14 protein-coding genes are annotated in these 15,025 nt (G+C 70.2%); 7 read left to right on the plus strand and 7 right to left on the minus strand.

Features of this window, described 5'->3' with window-relative positions; all coding sequences use genetic code 11:
* Positions 1–568: 568 nt before the first annotated feature.
* Genes ACWC91_RS01730 through ACWC91_RS01745 form a run of 4 tightly spaced genes read right to left on the minus strand, consistent with a single transcriptional unit; the run spans position 569 to position 4,493 of the window.
* A complete protein-coding gene (locus ACWC91_RS01730) occupies positions 569–1,732 on the minus strand; it encodes a M20 family metallopeptidase (RefSeq protein ID WP_450642232.1) in 1,164 nt (387 codons plus the stop codon).
* The gene (locus ACWC91_RS01735; protein ID WP_281154987.1) at positions 1,729–2,406 is read right to left on the minus strand and encodes a DUF1028 domain-containing protein; all 678 of its coding nucleotides are present in this window, start codon (positions 2,404–2,406) and stop codon (positions 1,729–1,731) included. Before ACWC91_RS01735 ends, ACWC91_RS01730 begins: the two co-directional genes overlap by 4 nt.
* Before the next feature lie 33 nt (positions 2,407–2,439).
* Positions 2,440–3,897, minus strand: a complete 1,458-nt coding sequence (locus ACWC91_RS01740; protein ID WP_225075390.1) for a 4-hydroxyphenylacetate 3-hydroxylase family protein — start codon at positions 3,895–3,897, stop codon at positions 2,440–2,442.
* Positions 3,894–4,493, minus strand: a complete 600-nt coding sequence (locus tag ACWC91_RS01745; protein WP_225075389.1) for a flavin reductase family protein — start codon at positions 4,491–4,493, stop codon at positions 3,894–3,896. Before ACWC91_RS01745 ends, ACWC91_RS01740 begins: the two co-directional genes overlap by 4 nt.
* 143 nt (positions 4,494–4,636) lie before the next feature.
* Here ACWC91_RS01745 and ACWC91_RS01750 point away from each other — a divergent pair, with 143 nt between their 5' ends.
* The 7 genes from ACWC91_RS01750 (at position 4,637) to ACWC91_RS01780 (ending at position 12,823) form a co-directional block, all read left to right on the plus strand.
* Positions 4,637–5,563, plus strand: a complete 927-nt coding sequence (locus ACWC91_RS01750) for a LysR family transcriptional regulator (RefSeq protein WP_450642230.1) — start codon at positions 4,637–4,639, stop codon at positions 5,561–5,563.
* A 93-nt stretch (positions 5,564–5,656) separates the two neighbouring features.
* Positions 5,657–6,802, plus strand: a complete 1,146-nt coding sequence (locus tag ACWC91_RS01755; protein WP_225075387.1) for a M20 family metallopeptidase — start codon at positions 5,657–5,659, stop codon at positions 6,800–6,802.
* Positions 6,803–6,906: 104 nt separating this feature from the next.
* Positions 6,907–8,334 carry an amino acid permease gene (locus ACWC91_RS01760; RefSeq protein ID WP_225075386.1) on the plus strand — a complete coding sequence of 476 codons (1,428 nt, stop codon included), beginning with the start codon at positions 6,907–6,909 and terminating at the stop codon, positions 8,332–8,334.
* Between the two features lie 197 nt (positions 8,335–8,531).
* Complete coding sequence (locus ACWC91_RS01765; protein WP_281154989.1) at positions 8,532–9,824, plus strand: esterase/lipase family protein; 1,293 nt, start codon at positions 8,532–8,534, stop codon at positions 9,822–9,824.
* 22 nt (positions 9,825–9,846) lie between these two features.
* The gene (locus tag ACWC91_RS01770; protein WP_450642229.1) at positions 9,847–10,881 is read left to right on the plus strand and encodes an alpha/beta fold hydrolase; all 1,035 of its coding nucleotides are present in this window, start codon (positions 9,847–9,849) and stop codon (positions 10,879–10,881) included.
* A complete protein-coding gene (locus tag ACWC91_RS01775) occupies positions 10,878–12,350 on the plus strand; it encodes a carboxylesterase/lipase family protein (RefSeq protein ID WP_450642227.1) in 1,473 nt (490 codons plus the stop codon). The genes ACWC91_RS01770 and ACWC91_RS01775 overlap by 4 nt, the downstream gene beginning before the upstream one ends.
* A gap of 2 nt (positions 12,351–12,352) precedes the next feature.
* A complete protein-coding gene (locus ACWC91_RS01780) occupies positions 12,353–12,823 on the plus strand; it encodes a diadenosine tetraphosphate hydrolase (protein ID WP_281154992.1) in 471 nt (156 codons plus the stop codon).
* Between the two features lie 353 nt (positions 12,824–13,176).
* On the opposite strand, the gene ACWC91_RS01785 is transcribed toward ACWC91_RS01780, so the two are convergent.
* The 3 genes from ACWC91_RS01785 to ychF form a co-directional block, all read right to left on the minus strand.
* A complete protein-coding gene (locus tag ACWC91_RS01785) occupies positions 13,177–13,431 on the minus strand; it encodes a Txe/YoeB family addiction module toxin (protein WP_009321768.1) in 255 nt (84 codons plus the stop codon).
* Positions 13,428–13,712, minus strand: coding sequence for a type II toxin-antitoxin system Phd/YefM family antitoxin (locus tag ACWC91_RS01790; protein ID WP_111005329.1), 285 nt, complete (start codon positions 13,710–13,712; stop codon positions 13,428–13,430). Before ACWC91_RS01790 ends, ACWC91_RS01785 begins: the two co-directional genes overlap by 4 nt.
* Before the next feature lie 184 nt (positions 13,713–13,896).
* The gene (ychF, locus tag ACWC91_RS01795; RefSeq protein ID WP_225075381.1) at positions 13,897–14,985 is read right to left on the minus strand and encodes a redox-regulated ATPase YchF; all 1,089 of its coding nucleotides are present in this window, start codon (positions 14,983–14,985) and stop codon (positions 13,897–13,899) included.
* Positions 14,986–15,025: the final 40 nt, after the last annotated feature.

A 15,025-nucleotide genomic window follows, 5' to 3' on the forward strand; every position in this document is an offset into this window, starting at 1 on the left:
GCCCAACGGCACCCGGCCGACCTCCGCCGAAAACTGCCAGCAGACCCCGCCAAAAGCCCACGATCCCGGCCCACACCCACGACAACCAGCAACTCCCAGCCGGCCGCCACCAACAACCCCTCGTCCCCAACGGCACCCGGCCGACCTCCGCCGAAAACTGCCAGCAGACCCCGCCAAAAGCCCACGATCCCGGCCCACACCCACGACAACCAGCAACTCCCAGCCGCCGACTCCTAGCCACTCCCCGCCCGCACCCCCGCTCCCAGCCCGTGCCCGCGACGACCAGCCAGCCGCCGCCCGGAGTTCCCCGATCCCAGCCGGCCGCCAGGGGCCCCCGGCCCGACCGGCACCCGCGACGATCTCCGGCTCCGAGCCGACCGCCGCCGGAAACCCCGATCCCAGCCCGCGCCAACGACGACCGCCGCCGCGAGCCGCTCGCCGGCGGCGCTCGGCCGCACGGTCGACGACACAGCCCGCCGAACACCCGGCGCCCAAGCCCGCAGGGGATGGCGGGCGGCCTCGGCGAGGGCGGACCGGGTTCGCGCGGGCTCGCGGACCGCGCGGGCCATCAGGTCCCGCCCTTGAGCAGCCGCCCGCGCAGATCGTCGTGGGCGGCGAGGTCGAGGCAGGTCCAGGCCATGGCGAGGGCGCCGTCGAGGACCGCCCGGTCGGCGGCCGGGCCGGCGCAGTGCGCGGCGAACTCCTTCTGGTGGTTGACCGCCGGAAGCGAGTCGATGCCCAGGTACGGATGGATGGCCGGCACCCGGTGCGAGACGTTACCCATGTCCGTGGACGCCCGGTTCATCCGGGACGCCGCGCTCGGCTCGGGGAACTCACGGCCCAGCGCGGTGGCGTTGCCGACGTAGAGCGCGAGCAGGTCCTCGTCGGTGACGAAGTCGGCGTACGGCGGGCTCTCAGGCTCGACCTCCAGCCGGCAGTCCGTCGCGAGGGCACCGGCCTCGAAGCACCGGTTCACCCGGGTCTCGAGTTCCGCGAGGTCGGCCAGGCTCTCCGCGCGGACGTACCAGCGGCCCTCGGTCAGCTCGGGAATCGCGTTCGGGGCCTCCCCGCCGCGGGTGACGATGCCGTGCACCCGTGTTCCCGGACCGAGATGCTGGCGCAGCAGCCCGATCGCCGTCTGGGCGACGGTGAACGCGTCCGCGGCGTTGCGCCCGTACTCGGGGTAGGCCGCCGCGTGGGAGGCCCGCCCGTGGTAGCGGATCCTGTTGTGCGCCACGGCGAACGGCTGCGCCCTGGCGACGTCGAGCGGGCCGGGGTGGATCATCATGGCCGCGTGCACGCCGTCGAACCCGCCCCGGTCGAGCATCAGGATCTTCCCGCCGCCGCCCTCCTCGGCCGGGGTACCGAGCACGGTGACGGTGAGCCCGGCGTCGTCAGCGAGATCGGCCAGCACCCCGGCGGCACCCACCGCCGCGGCGGCGATGACGTTGTGCCCGCAGGCATGTCCGAGGCCGGGCAGCGCGTCGTACTCGGCGCAGATCGCGACGTTGAGCGGGCCGCCGCCGATCCGGGCCCGGAACGCGGTCGGCAGTCCGCAGAACTCCGGCTCGACGGAGTAGCCGAGGCGGTTCAGCTCCTCGGTGACCCATCGCGCCGCACGGTGCTCCTCCCAGGCGACCTCGGGATGGGCGTGCAGGCGGTGGGACAGGCGCAGAACCCGGTCCGACAGACCGGGCAGCCGCGCTGCCGCCCGGTCCTTGAGAGTGCTCACAGGTCACCCGGCACGCCGTAGCTCGGTGCCCCGGCGGGGTCCAGCGCACGCGACAGGTAGTCCCGCTTCTCCTTCGCCCACCGTCGCCACAGCTGCTCCAGCTCGCCCATCGGGTCGTCGTCCGCCCAGTCCACCCGCAGGTCGGTGACCGGCCAGCTCACCTCGTGCACGACGACAAGGCCCGCCGAGTGCTCCGGCCCCTCCTCCCCTCCGGCGTCCCGGCCGGCGAGCAGGCCGGCCAGCAGCCGCTCCTCGAACTCGGCGCCCGCGGCCCGCTCGTAGGCGGCCAGCATGGCGTCCACCACGCCGGGGTCCGAGAGCAGGTTGCCGGCCGCGACCACACCGCTGCCCTCGACGGCCCGGTGTGTGCCCAGCGTGCCCTCGCCGGAGAAGGCGGCGGTCCGCCCCTTCGCGTCCACCACCGCCAACTGCCGGTAGCCGCTGTGCTCGTCCGAGGCGACGGCGGCCGCGACCGCGTGCTTCGGGTCCACGCCCTCCGCCAGCAGCCGCAGCAGACGTGGCCCGAGCGCCGGGTTGGTGACGTTCTGCGACGCGCCGGCTCCGACGCCGGCGCGTACGTGAGCGCACCGCGCGGCGACCGCGGGGCTCGAAGAGGTGACGACGACGCCGAACGCGCCGGTGGTCTCGTCACGGGCGACCAGGGAAAACGTCATGGATGATCCTCACTGTGCGGACGCGCGGCGCGGTCAGCGCGACGCGTCGACCTTGTCGGACAGCTCGGCCGCCGCCTTGACCAGGTCCAGCGGGCCGTTGAAGTCGAAGTTGCGGTACACCGCGCCGAGTTGGGCGAACGGCGGGGACTGGGCGAACAGCTGGAACGTCAACCGGTGCCCGGCGTAGTCGCTGTTGAGCAGGTCACGGGCGAAGGCCAGCAGCCGGCGCCGGTCCTCGGCCACCCAGTTCTCGTTGACCGTGTAGTACTTCTCCAGCCACGGGGCGACTTCGGGGTCCGCGAACGTCGCCGCGTCCGGGGTGATGCAGATCTGGCCGCCGCACAGCTCGCGGGCGGTGTGCATCATGACCGGGAGCTGGGACAGCGCGACCACACGGCCGGTGTAGAGCAGCGACTGGTTCGGCATCAGCAGGCCGCCCGGGCTCGGCTCGGCCATCGCGATGGCGGCCGTCAGGTGCGCGTTGACACTCTCCCGGTAGCAGGCCAGCTGGGCCAGCTTCTCCTGCACGGCGGGCTGCTTCTCGAGACCGGTCTGCTTCACGTTCCACAGGGCGGCGCCGATCATCAGGTCCGCCAGGTGCAGGGTGCGCTGCACGAACGGGAAGGCGCTGTAGCGGTGCAGCGTGGCGCGGATGAAGGAGGCGGCGCGGGTGTGCTGGTAGAACAGCACGTCCTCCCAGGGGATCTCGACGTCGTCGAAGATCACCAGCGACTCGACCTCGTCGACCCGGTTCGCCAGCGGGTAGTCGCTCGCCGGGGCGCGGCCCGCGAAACCGTTGCGGCAGACGAACTTCAGCCCCGGCGCGCCCATGTCCAGCATGAACCCGACCGCGTAGTCGGACATCGCGTCGTTGCCCCAGTTGGCGATCGTCGGCTTGGTGAAGGCCTGGTTGGCGTAGGCCGCGGCGGTCTCGTACTTGGCGCCGCGGACCACGATCCCGTTGTCGGTCTCCCGCACGACGTGCAGCAGCATGTCCGGGTCCTGGTCCTTGGGCGCCTTGGACCGGTCGCCCTTGGGATCGGTGTTGGCCGAGACGTGGAACGGGTCCGCGGTGACGGCCCGGGCTATGTGCCGCCGGATGTTCTCGGAGAAGCGCGGGTCGACCTCGTTGAGCACGTCCTGGCCGTCGTAGAGGGACCACATCTCGCCGATGGTCTCGTCGCCGACGCGGGTGGCGACCCCGCCCGCGGCCCGCTGCACCAGTTCGACCGCGGCCCGCTTGTCGTGCCAGTCCTGCCGGGTCCGGGGCAGCTTGTTCGCGACCGCGTTGAGCTCGCCGCTGTCGGCGTCCTGGTAGGTCATCCGGGCCTGGGTCGCCTCTTCGTGCGCCAGATCGTAGATCCGGGCCCGGACGTCGACGATCGGCTTGAACATCGGGTGCCGGGTGACGTCGTCGACCTTCTCCCCGTCCACCCAGACCTGCCGGCCGTCCCTGATGGACTCGCGGTACTCGTCACCTGTACGGATCATCGTGTCGTCCTTCGCTGCTGGTGGTGGACCGGACCGGAGCCGGGGAAGTCCGGGAACGTCGACGGCGGGAAGGTCTCGGGCTGCGCGTACCGCCGGCCGCTGTAGACGAGCGGGGTGCCGCCGGAGACGGTGACGTCGCGGATCACACCGACGTAGACGTGGTGGGTGCCGACGGTGAGTACGGTGTGCAGCTCGCAGTCGAAGGACGCGACGGCGTCCGCGAGCCGCGGCGCGCCCGACACCGTCCGCTCCCACTCGCCGCAGGTGAAGTCCCACTTCTCCTTGCCCGGCCAGGGGCGGCCGGCGAACGTGTCCGCGACGTGGTCATGCTGCCGGCCCAGGACGCTGACCGCGAACGATCCGTGGGCCTGGATCGCCTCGTTCATCGGGCTTCGCTGGTTGACGCACACCAGGAGACTCGGGGGGTCCTCGGACACCGAACACATCGCGCTCACCGTCTGCGCGAACCGGCCCGACGGGCCGTCCGTGGCGACCACGGTGACACCGGTGGCCGCGGCGCCCATGGCGGCCCGGAACCGGGCCGCCGGGACCGACGTGATCGTGGCCGTCTGCACATCTGTCTCGGGGCTTGGCACGACTTCGCCTCCTTCGGGGAAAGTGCCGTGCTGACTTGCCGAGAAGTATGTGAGCGGGCTCTGCCATAGGACCAACAGAACTTTTTGTGGATAGCCTTCGATTTCACTTATACGTTTCGGGCGGCAGAGAGGACCCCGTGGCCATGCACGAGATCAGTTTCCGACAGCTCGAGTACTTCGTCGCCGCCGCCGAGGCGGGCAGCGTCACCGCCGCCGCCGCGAAGGTGCACCTGACCCAGTCGGCGGTCTCCACCTCGCTGGCCGAGCTGGAGGAGAACCTCGGCGTGCAGCTGTTCCTCCGGCACGCCCGCGGACTGAAGCTGACCGCCCCTGGGCGGCAGGCCCTGGCGGACGCGCGGCGGCTGCTGTCCGGCGTGGACGAACTGCGCGACTCGGCGCGCTCGGTGACCTCGTCGCTGTCGGGCAGCCTGGTCGTGGGCTGCTACAGCACGCTGGCGGCGGTGCTGCTGCCACGCGTCATCGCCGACTTCGTCGCGAAGTACCCGGACGTGGACCTGAGCTTCATCGAGGGCTCCGACCAGTACCTCGTGGGCCAACTGCGCGGTGTCAGCTGCGACATCGCCCTGATGTACGAGGCGGACGAGTTCAAGCTGGCGAAGGACCTGCGGATGACGGCGCTGTACGCCGCCGAGCCCTACGTCCTGCTGCCGGCCCGCCACCCCCTGGCGGCCCGGGACGAGGTCGGCGTGGCGGACCTGGCCACCGAACCGATGATCCTGTTCGACCTCCCGCCGGGCGCCACCTACTTCCTGTCCCTGTTCAGGGACGAGGACCTGACGCCGGACGTGCGCTACCGGGCGACCAACTTCGAGATGGTTCGCTCGCTGGTCGCCCACGGCCTCGGCTACTCGGTGCTGACCCAGCGCCCGGGCATCCCGATCAGCTACGACGGCCTGGAGATCGTCACCAGGCCGCTGGCCCCGCGGCCGCCCGGACTGAACGTCGGCATCGTGCGCCTCGCCGATCTCGCGCCCAGCCGCCGCGCCGTCGCGTTCGCCGAGCAATGCGCCAAGACGCTGGGCGGAACCATCGATTCCTTCGATGGTTGATTTCAAATAATTCTGTTTGTTCTAACTCCGCGTTTGCTGGCTGAATGACCTGCACTCCAGCTCAACCACTCAGCCGGACGGAGACGCAAGTCCATGTCGAACCGCGACCTCGAACTTCTCCTGCAGACGCTGGCCATCGATTCCACCTGGGGCCGGGAGCGGGAACTCGCAGAGTTCATCGCCGACCAGCTCCGGCAGTGGGGGGCGGACGAGGTGCGCCTCGTGGAGTCGATGCCGGGCCGGCCCAGCGTCGGGGCCCGGATCAAGGGAACGGGTGGCGGCAGGTCGCTGATCCTCAACGGCCACCTGGACACCTACGAGGTCTCCGGGGACTGGGACACCGACCCGTTCGCCCCCTACGTCGCCGACGGCAGGATCCACGGTTCCGGAATCGCCGACATGAAGGCCGCCACCACGGCTTCGCTCGCGGTGATGCGCCGGGTCCTGGAATCGGGCACCCGCCCCCGCGGCGACCTCGTCTTCCAGGGCGTGTCGTGCCACTTCGAAGGCGGGGTCGGCACACGTTCCCTGATCGACGCCGGCTTCACCGCCGACGCGGCCGTCTGCGGCGAACCGACGGACAACACCATCGGCGCGGTGCACCGCGGCGCGGCCTATCTGGAGATCACGACCTACGGCAAGCAGGCCCACACCGCGGGCAAGCACCTGGGACTCAACGCGATCGAGACGATGGAGCCGATCCTGGCCGCCCTGCGCGAGCTGGAGGGCACCCTGCCCTACGAGCCCCACCCGGAGCTTCCCGGCGGTCCGATCCTCAACATCGGCACCATCCAGGGCGGCACCAAGCACAACCAGGTCCCCGACCGCTGCACGATCTCGCTGGACCTGCGGCTGCTGCCGTCCCAGGACCCCTACGCGGTCCGGCAGCAGGTCATCGCCATGATCGACAAGCTGAGCGCCGACGACCCCCGGATCCGGGCGACGGTCGAGTTCAGCCCCCACTGGCTCAGCGGCCCGCGCCTGCCGTACGAGATCGACACCGGGGCGCCCATCGCCCGCACCGTGGCCGACGCGGTGCGCGCCACCGGCGGGGACCCGGTGTTCCGCGGCATCCAGTTCTGGACCGACATGGTCCCCCTCAAGCAGGCCGGTATCGACTCGGTCAACATCGGCCCGGGCACGCCCCCTTACAACTGGGCGAACGAATGGGTCGAGACGAGCAAGTACCTCGAGATCGTCGAGATCTACGCGGCCGCCGCCCACGCGTGGTGCTCCTGACCCGTGGTGCGCGCGACACGGGGTGCCCCCGACCGGGGCACCCCCCAGGACGGCTCCGGCTTACCCCTCCCCCTCGTCGTATCCGAAGAAGAACGAGGTCCACCGTGGCAACGACCAGTGACCGACCCGTTTCGACCGTTCCCCACGAAGAGGCCCCCGCCCCCGGCGGTGGACTCAAGAGATCCCTGAAGAACCGGCACCTGACGATGATCGCGCTCGGCGGCATCATCGGCGCCGGGCTCTTCGTCGGCTCCGGTGCGGTGATCAACCAGACCGGTCCCGCGGCAGTGCTGAGCTACGCCGTCAGCGGCGTACTGATGATCTTCGTCATGCGGGCCATCGGCGAGATGGCCGTACTGCGGCCGTCCGCGGGCTCGGTGGCCAACTTCGCCCGGCACGGGCTCGGCAACTGGGCCGGGTTCACCATCGGCTGGCTCTACTGGTACTTCTGGGTCGTCGTGGCGGCCATCGAGGCCGTCGCCGGGGCCGGCATCCTGGGCGGCTATCTGCCCTCGGTGCCCACCTGGGCCCTGTGTCTCGGCCTGATGCTGGTGATGACCGCCATCAACCTGCTGTCGGTGAAGGCCTACGGCGAGTCGGAGTTCTGGCTCGCCTCCGTGAAGATCGCCGCGATCATCTTCTTCGCCTGTGTCGCGGTGGTCTTCCTGTTCGGCGGCACCGGCAGGCCCAGTCCGGGCCTGAGCCACCTGTCCGGCTCGGGCGGATTCTTCCCGCTGGGTGTCACCGCCGCGGTGATCGGCAGCGTGACGGTGCTGTTCTCCATGGGCGGCGCGGAGATCGCCACGATCGCGGCCGCCGAGTCCGAGAAGCCCGCCGAGTACGCCGCCAAGGCGACGAAGCAGGTGATGTACCGGGTCTTCACCTTCTATGTGCTGTCGGTGCTGCTGATCGTGTGCATCGTGCCGTGGAACTTCTCGTTCTCCGGCAAGATCATCAAGAGCCCGTTCGCGGTCGCCCTGGACACCGCGGGCGTTCCCTACACCTCGGTCATGATGCAGGTGGTCGTGCTGACCGCGGTGCTCAGCTCGCTCAACTCCTGCTTGTACATCACCTCGCGCATGCTGCTCACCCTGGCCGGGCAGGGGGAGGCACCGAAGTTCCTCGCCAAGGTCAACTCCCGCGGCGTGCCGGTCCGGGCGATCCTCGCCGGGACGTCGATGGGCTACCTCGCCGTGGTCGCCAACTACTTCTTCCCCGAACAGATCTTCATCTTCCTCATCAACTCCTCCGGCGCCATCCAGCTCATCTACTACATCGTGCTGGTGGCGGCGCAGATCCGGCAGCGCGGCCGGATCGAGCGCGAGGGCGGCGAGCCGATCAGGCTGAAGATGTGGCTCTTCCCGTACCTGTCCTACGTGACCATCGCGTGGATGGCCGGAGTGCTCGCCGTCATGGTCGTCATGCCGGAGACACGGCCGCAGGTGGGATTGAGCTTCCTCAGCCTGGCCGTGGTGCTGGCCGCCTACGGGTACCGGGTCCGTGCCCAGCGGCGGGCGGCGCAGGTCGCCTGAGGCGGGGGCAGCCCGCGTCCCACCTCGTCCGCCCGGCACTTCCCGGCCGGCTGGACGAGGTGGGACGCGGGCTGCCGCCCCATACAGGTCGCCCTCCTTGTGGGTTCCGCACACATGCCCTCCCTCCGTGTGCCGCGCCTAAGGTGGGCCGCCGCGGTGGGACGGAGCCGCGGAAGCGCGGACGAGAGGGCGGGGACATGCGGTACAGACGAAGCCGTACGGGCCGGTGGCGGATGCTGCTCGCCCTGCTGATGGCGGTGGTGGCCGGACCGGTGGCCGGCGCCGGCACCGCGTCCGCCGCCGAACCGCCGCCGTCCTACCTCAGCCTCGAGGCGAGCTACGGCGCCGGCACCGTCACCAACGGCTGGGAGCGCGTGGAGCGCTACCTCGACACCACCCCCGGGTTCCGCACCGAGGGCTACCCGTCGGACGGCCGCGGCGACCAGGACGGAAAGCGCGTCACGTACTTCGGCGGAGTCGCCCGCCCGAGCTCCGGCCGCTTCCTGCTCTACTCGGCCCCCGGCTGGGACACCGGCAGCCGCACCACACCGGTCCTGCTCGTGCACGGCGCCAACGACACCGCGGACCGCGCCTGGGCCAACCCGGGCGAGGCGGGCGGCTACGGCTGCGGCGCCCTGTCCTGCCCGTCCACCGGTCTGATGCAGTACCTATCCGCGCGCGGCCACCGCGTCTTCGCCGTCGGCTTCGCGCACAAGCAGGGCGACAACCTGATGCAGGCGCAGATCGTCGGCGACGCCATCGCCGTCATCAAGGCGAAGCTCGGCGTCGCCAAGGTCGACCTCGTCGGCTGGAGCAAGGGCGAGATGTCGACCCGCGCGTACGTGTCGTCGCTGAAGCCGAGCTGGGGGCGGGCGTACGCCGGCGACGTGCGCAGGCTGATCACCGTCGGCGGTCCGAACGGCGGCTACGACTACCCGTACGCGCACGGCTGGGCGCACGACTTCTCCATCTGGCCCGAGTGCGGCGGCAAGGTCAACGCGCCCTCCCCGCACTCGCGGATGACCTGCTACGGCCTGTACACCGCACACCCCGAGTTCTCGATGACGCCTTCCGGCGGCTACGACAACTACCCCGGCCAGCGGCAGATGCTGGCCCGCTGGGACGGGAGGTACGGAGTCGACGGCGCCGCGCAGGACTGGTACACGACGTACTACGGCGGCCAGGGCTTCTACACCGCGGGCAGCGGCATCCAGGCCGCCATCGACGCCGGTTCGCTGATCAAGCCGCTGCACGACGCCGGCGTACCCGCCTCCGTCACCACCTACCTGCTGGCCGGTGGATCCCCCAGCGTCGTCGGCATCTTCAACGAGAACCGCGGGCCGAGCGACGGTGTCGTCTTCATCGCCAGCGCGCTCGACACCACCGGCATCCCCACGGTCGGCGGCACCGCCACCGTGGCCGGTGCCAACCACCTGGAGCTGGGCTGGAACAGCTCGGCCGCCGCCCAGATCGCCACTTGGCTCTCGTAACGGACCAAAGGACCAGATGACGATGACCAGCAGCATCCGTACCCGCCGGGTAGCCACCGACCGTCTCACCGTGCAGATCGCCGAACTCCGGGACGAGGGCGAACCGGTCGTCTTCGTCCACGGCAACGTCTCCTCCTCCGCCTTCTGGCACGCCACCCTGCCCCTGCTGCCGGACCGCTACCGCCCCATCGCGCTGGACCTGCGCGGCTTCGGCGGCACCGATCCGCTGCCCATCGACGCCACGCGCGGCCTGCGCGACCACGCCGACGACCTCGCCGCGCTGCTGACGGCGCTCGGGATCGACCGGGCACACCTGGTGGGCTGGTCCATGGGCGGCGGCGTGATCATGCAGTACCTGAGCGACCGTCCGGCCGCGGTGCGCTCCCTGACCCTGGTCAACCCGGTCTCCCCGTACGGCTTCGGCGGCACGCACGGCGTGGACGGGACCCTCAACTCCGAGGACGGGGCGGGCTCGGGCGGCGGCACGGCCAACCCGGAGTTCGTCTCGCTGCTGGCCAAGGGCGAGCGCGGCGAGGACTCCCCCGTCGCACCCCGCTCCGTCCTCGCGAACTGCTACGTCAAGCCGCCGTGGCGTCCCGAGGGTGAGCACGAGGAGGCGTACGTCGACTCCATGCTCACCACGCGCACCGGCGACGACCACTATCCGGGCGACAGCGTGACGTCCACGGCCTGGCCGGGCGTGGCCCCCGGCACCCGGGGTGTGCTCAACTGCCTCTCCCCTGTCCATTTCCGCCTCGACGAGCTGCACCTGATCGATCCCAAGCCGCCGGTGCTGTGGATCCGCGGCGAGGACGACGTGATCGTCTCGGACACCTCGTTGTTCGACCTGGCGCACCTGGGCTCGATCGGCGCGGTGCCCGGCTGGGACGGGACCCCCGCGCAGCCGATGGTGGCGCAGACGCGTCACGTCCTGGACCGCTACGCGGCGCGGGGCGGCACGGTCCGGGAGGTCGCCGTCCCGGACGCCGGGCACGCGGTGCATCTGGAACGTCCGGAGGAGTTCGGCGCGGCCCTGCTGGGGATCCTCACGGCATGACACCACGCACCACGGTACGCACGACCGAACAGGGCGACGTCCGCGGCGGTGTTTCCGCTTCCGCGGACGGCGGCATGGCGTCCTTCCTGGGCATCCCGTACGCCGCCCCGCCGTTCGGCCCCCGCCGCTTCCTGGCGCCGGGCCCGCCCGAGCCGTGGACAGGAGTGCGCGACGCCACGGCCTACGGCCCGACCGTGCCCCACGCGCCCTACGCGCCGCCCTTCGACACCCTCATCCCGGAGGACGTCATCCCCGGCGAGGACTGCCTGAACCTCAACATCTGGACACCCGCCCCGGAGCCGGGGGCCGGCCTGCCGGTGATGGTGTGGCTGCACGGCGGGGCGTTCTCCAACGGCTCGGGCTCCGCGTCGGCGTACGACGGCAGCGCCTTCGCCCGCGGCGGGGTCGTCTGCGTCACCCTCAACTACCGTCTGGGCTCGGACGGTTTCCTCCACCTGCCGGGCGTCCCGGACAACCGCGGGCTGCTGGACCAGGTGGCCGCACTGCGCTGGATCCGCGCCAACATCGCCTCCTTCGGCGGCGACCCCGACCGGGTGACGGTCTTCGGCGAGTCGGCGGGCGCGATGAGCATCGGCGTCCTGCTGGCCACCGGTCCGGCACGCGGACTGTTCCGCCGGGCGATCCTCCAGAGCGGCGCCTGCCACCACTACCTGCGCCCGTCCTCGGCGGCTCTGATCGCATCCCGCCTGGCCGCGAAGCTCGGCATCGACCCGACCGTGGAGTCCTTCGCCGAGGTCCCCCTGACCGACCTCCTCCCCGCCCAGGCCGAACTCCGCGCGGAGGTGAGCGCCCGCCCGGACCCGGCGCTGTGGGGCGAGGCGGTCCTCAATCTGATGCCGTTCGAACCGGTCACGGCCGGCCTGTCCCTCCCGGGCCCCGACTGCGGCGTCGACCTCCTGATCGGCAGCAACCGCGAGGAGTACCGCCTGTTCCTGGCCCCCACGGGACTCCTGGACGCGATCCCCGACTCCGGACTCCGCGCCACAACGACGGCATACGGCCTGGACCCGGACGAAGCCCTCCCCGTCTACCGGGCGACCCGCCCCGCCGCCACCCCGGGGGAGCTCTTCTCCGCGGTGGCGACGGACTGGTTCTATCGCATCCCCGCCATCCGCCTGGCCGAGTCCGTCCCGGGCTCCCACGTCTACGAATTCGCCTGGCGCTCCCCCCAATTCGAAGGCCGCCTGGGCGCCTGCCACGCCCTGGACCTCCCCTTCGTCTTCAACCGCCTCCACGACCCGTCGTACACCCCCCTACTGGGCCCGCACCCACCCCAGCCCCTCGCGGACGCGATGCACACGGCCTGGCTCTCCTTCGCGAAGACCGGCGACCCGGGCTGGCCCGCCTACGACACGACCACCCGCACGACGATGGTCTTCACCGAAGCCCCCACCCCGGAGAACGACCCCCGCAACCAGGAACGCCTCCTGTGGAAAGGCGTGCGCTAACCGTGACCGGCAACTGGCGGAAGGACCGCATCGGCAGCGCGCTTCGGGCCGAGAACCCCGCCGTGCTCCGCAGGCTGGATGCGGGCTTCGCGGTGATCGGAGACGTTCAGTTCCTGCCGGGGTACTCGGTGCTCCTGGTGGACGATCCCGCGGTGCAACGGCTGTCGGAGCTTCCGAAGAGCAGGCGGATGGCGTTCCTGTCCGACATGGACAAGCTGGGGGAAGCCGTGGAACGCGCCTGCAGGCGACTGGACCCGGCTTTCCGACGGGTCAACCTGGAGATCCTGGGGAACACCGATCCCTTCCTGCACGCGCACGTGTGGCCACGCTTCGACTGGGAACCGGCCGATCTCGTGGGCCGGCCGGTGTGGCTGCATCCGCGCCGGCACTGGCACGACGAGCAGTACGCGCTCGGCCCCCGGCACGACACGCTGCGCGAGGCGATCACAGCCGAACTGGACCGCCTCGCGTAGGGCAGCGCCGACCAGTCGTCACTCGCACCACGCCTCCTGTTCCGTCCCGACCGGGGAGACCGGCTCAGTGACGACGCCCGACGCAAAAGGGGCCGGCCCCGGAGGAGCCGGCCCCTGGCCGCCTGCGAACTTGACGAACTGCCTAGCTGCGACAACCGCTCGGACGTTGAAGCGGAATGCCTGAGGACCGATCCTGACCTGCGACGGAGCCCCACTCAAGCCTCTGACCAGGTATTTCATCGTTTGGTTGCGTTGGCCTCCGACGGCGGGAGCGAGCGGGCGGTCCGCAGCGCGAACGAGGCCCCGCGTGTTCCCCACTGAGGGGGACTGGCTCAGTGACGACAACCGAGAATTCAGTAGTGATAGCGGGCCGCGAGGATCACGATCTCCTTGTCCGTGACCAGGTAGACCAGGCGGTGCTCATCGTCGATCCGCCGCGACCAAGCGCCTGGCAAGTGGTACTTGAGCGGCTCGGGCTTACCGATTCCAGTGAAGGGGTCGCGTTTGACGTCCTCGATGAGCTTGTTGATCCGAGCGAGCATCTTGCGGTCGTTCTTGAGCCAGGACGTGTAGTCCTCCCAGCCCTGATCTTCGAAGACGAGCCTCACTCAGCACCCTCACTGGCCGCATCCGGCGAGTCGGGGTCGATCAGCTCTCGCTCTGACACGTTGATGTTGGCCAGGGCGTTCTCGTACGCCTTGAGCAACCGGCGAGCGTTCGCCGGCGAGCGCAGCAGGTACGAGCCCTCACGCAATGCCGCATAGTCTTCAGCCGAGACGAGCACGGCATTGCCGTGCTTGGAAACGATCTCGATGGCCTCGTGGTTGTCGTTGACCTTCTTGATCAGCGGAAAGAGAGCCTTGCGGGCTTCGCTCGCAGTTATGGACATGACCTCACCCTTTCCGGCAGCGGTACCAAATAACGTACCACTCTTGCTGCTCATGGACAGAGCAGACGCCCGGCGAAGGAGCAGACATCCCAGCACCACCCCGGCACGGGCAACAACAAGGGGTCGGCCCTCGAAGAGACCAACCCCTTGCCGCCTGTGCCCTTGGCTCAAAGTAACGAACTGATCACACGTTGAAGCGGAACTCCACCACGTCCCCGTCGCGCATGACGTAGTCCTTGCCCTCCATGCGGGCCTTGCCCTTGGCGCGGGCGTCGGCGACCGAGCCGGACTCCAGGAGGTCCTCGAAGGAGATGACCTCGGCCTTGATGAAGCCCTTCTGGAAGTCGGTGTGGATGACACCGGCGGCCTCGGGGGCGGTGGCGCCCTTCTTGATGGTCCAGGCGCGGGACTCCTTGGGGCCGGCCGTCAGGTAGGTCTGGAGGCCGAGGGTGCGGAAGCCGACGTGGGCGAGGGTGGCGAGGCCGGGCTCGTCCTGGCCGACGGACTGGAGGAGCTCCAGGGCCTCGTCCTCGTCCAGCTCGGCGAGGTCCGCCTCCAGCTTGGCGTTGAGGAAGATCGCCTCGGCGGGGGCGACCAGGGCGCGCTGCTCGTTCTTGAAGTCCTCGTCGACCAGTTCGTCCTCGTCGACGTTGAAGACGTACAGGAAGGGCTTGGTGGTGAGCAGGTGCAGGTCGTGCAGGAGCTCGGCGCGCTCGCTGCCCTGCACGATGCCGTGCGCGAAGAGCGTGTCGCCCTTCTCCAGGATCTCCTTGGCCTCCTCGACGGCCTTGACCTTGGGGCCGACGTCCTTCTTGATCCGCGACTCCTTCTGGAGCCGGGGCAGGACCTTCTCGATGGTCTGGAGGTCGGCGAGGATCAGCTCGGTGTTGATCGTCTCGATGTCGTCCTTGGGCGAGACCTTGCCGTCGACGTGGACGACGTTCTCGTCCTTGAAGGCACGGATGACCTGGCAGATCGCGTCCGACTCGCGGATGTTCGCGAGGAACTTGTTGCCCAGGCCCTCGCCCTCGCTGGCGCCGCGCACGATGCCGGCGATGTCGACGAAGTCGACGGTGGCCGGGAGGATCCGCTCCGACTTGAAGATCGAGGCGAGCTGGGCGAGACGACCGTCCGGCACGCCGACGACACCGACGTTCGGCTCGATCGTGGCGAACGGGTAGTTGGCCGCGAGCACGTCGTTCTTGGTCAGGGCGTTGAACAGGGTCGACTTGCCGACGTTCGGCAGACCGACGATTCCGATCGTGAGCGACACGTTGCGACTTCCCGTACGTGAGGAGATTGAGGGCCAGGCG

This window comes from Streptomyces sp. NPDC001204, from assembly GCF_053598035.1.

Bases quoted from the DNA above. Each gene is read 5' to 3' on its own strand.
- ACWC91_RS01735 (WP_281154987.1), bottom strand. From the start codon at position 2,406: ATGACGTTTTCCCTGGTCGCCCGTGACGAGACCACCGGCGCGTTCGGC.
- ACWC91_RS01740 (WP_225075390.1), bottom strand. From the start codon at position 3,897: ATGATCCGTACAGGTGACGAGTACCGCGAGTCCATCAGGGACGGCCGG.
- ACWC91_RS01750 (WP_450642230.1), top strand. From the start codon at position 4,637: ATGCACGAGATCAGTTTCCGACAGCTCGAGTACTTCGTCGCCGCCGCC.
- ACWC91_RS01755 (WP_225075387.1), top strand. From the start codon at position 5,657: ATGTCGAACCGCGACCTCGAACTTCTCCTGCAGACGCTGGCCATCGAT.
- ACWC91_RS01765 (WP_281154989.1), top strand. From the start codon at position 8,532: ATGCGGTACAGACGAAGCCGTACGGGCCGGTGGCGGATGCTGCTCGCC.
- ACWC91_RS01770 (WP_450642229.1), top strand. From the start codon at position 9,847: ATGACCAGCAGCATCCGTACCCGCCGGGTAGCCACCGACCGTCTCACC.
- ACWC91_RS01775 (WP_450642227.1), top strand. From the start codon at position 10,878: ATGACACCACGCACCACGGTACGCACGACCGAACAGGGCGACGTCCGC.
- ACWC91_RS01790 (WP_111005329.1), bottom strand. From the start codon at position 13,712: ATGTCCATAACTGCGAGCGAAGCCCGCAAGGCTCTCTTTCCGCTGATC.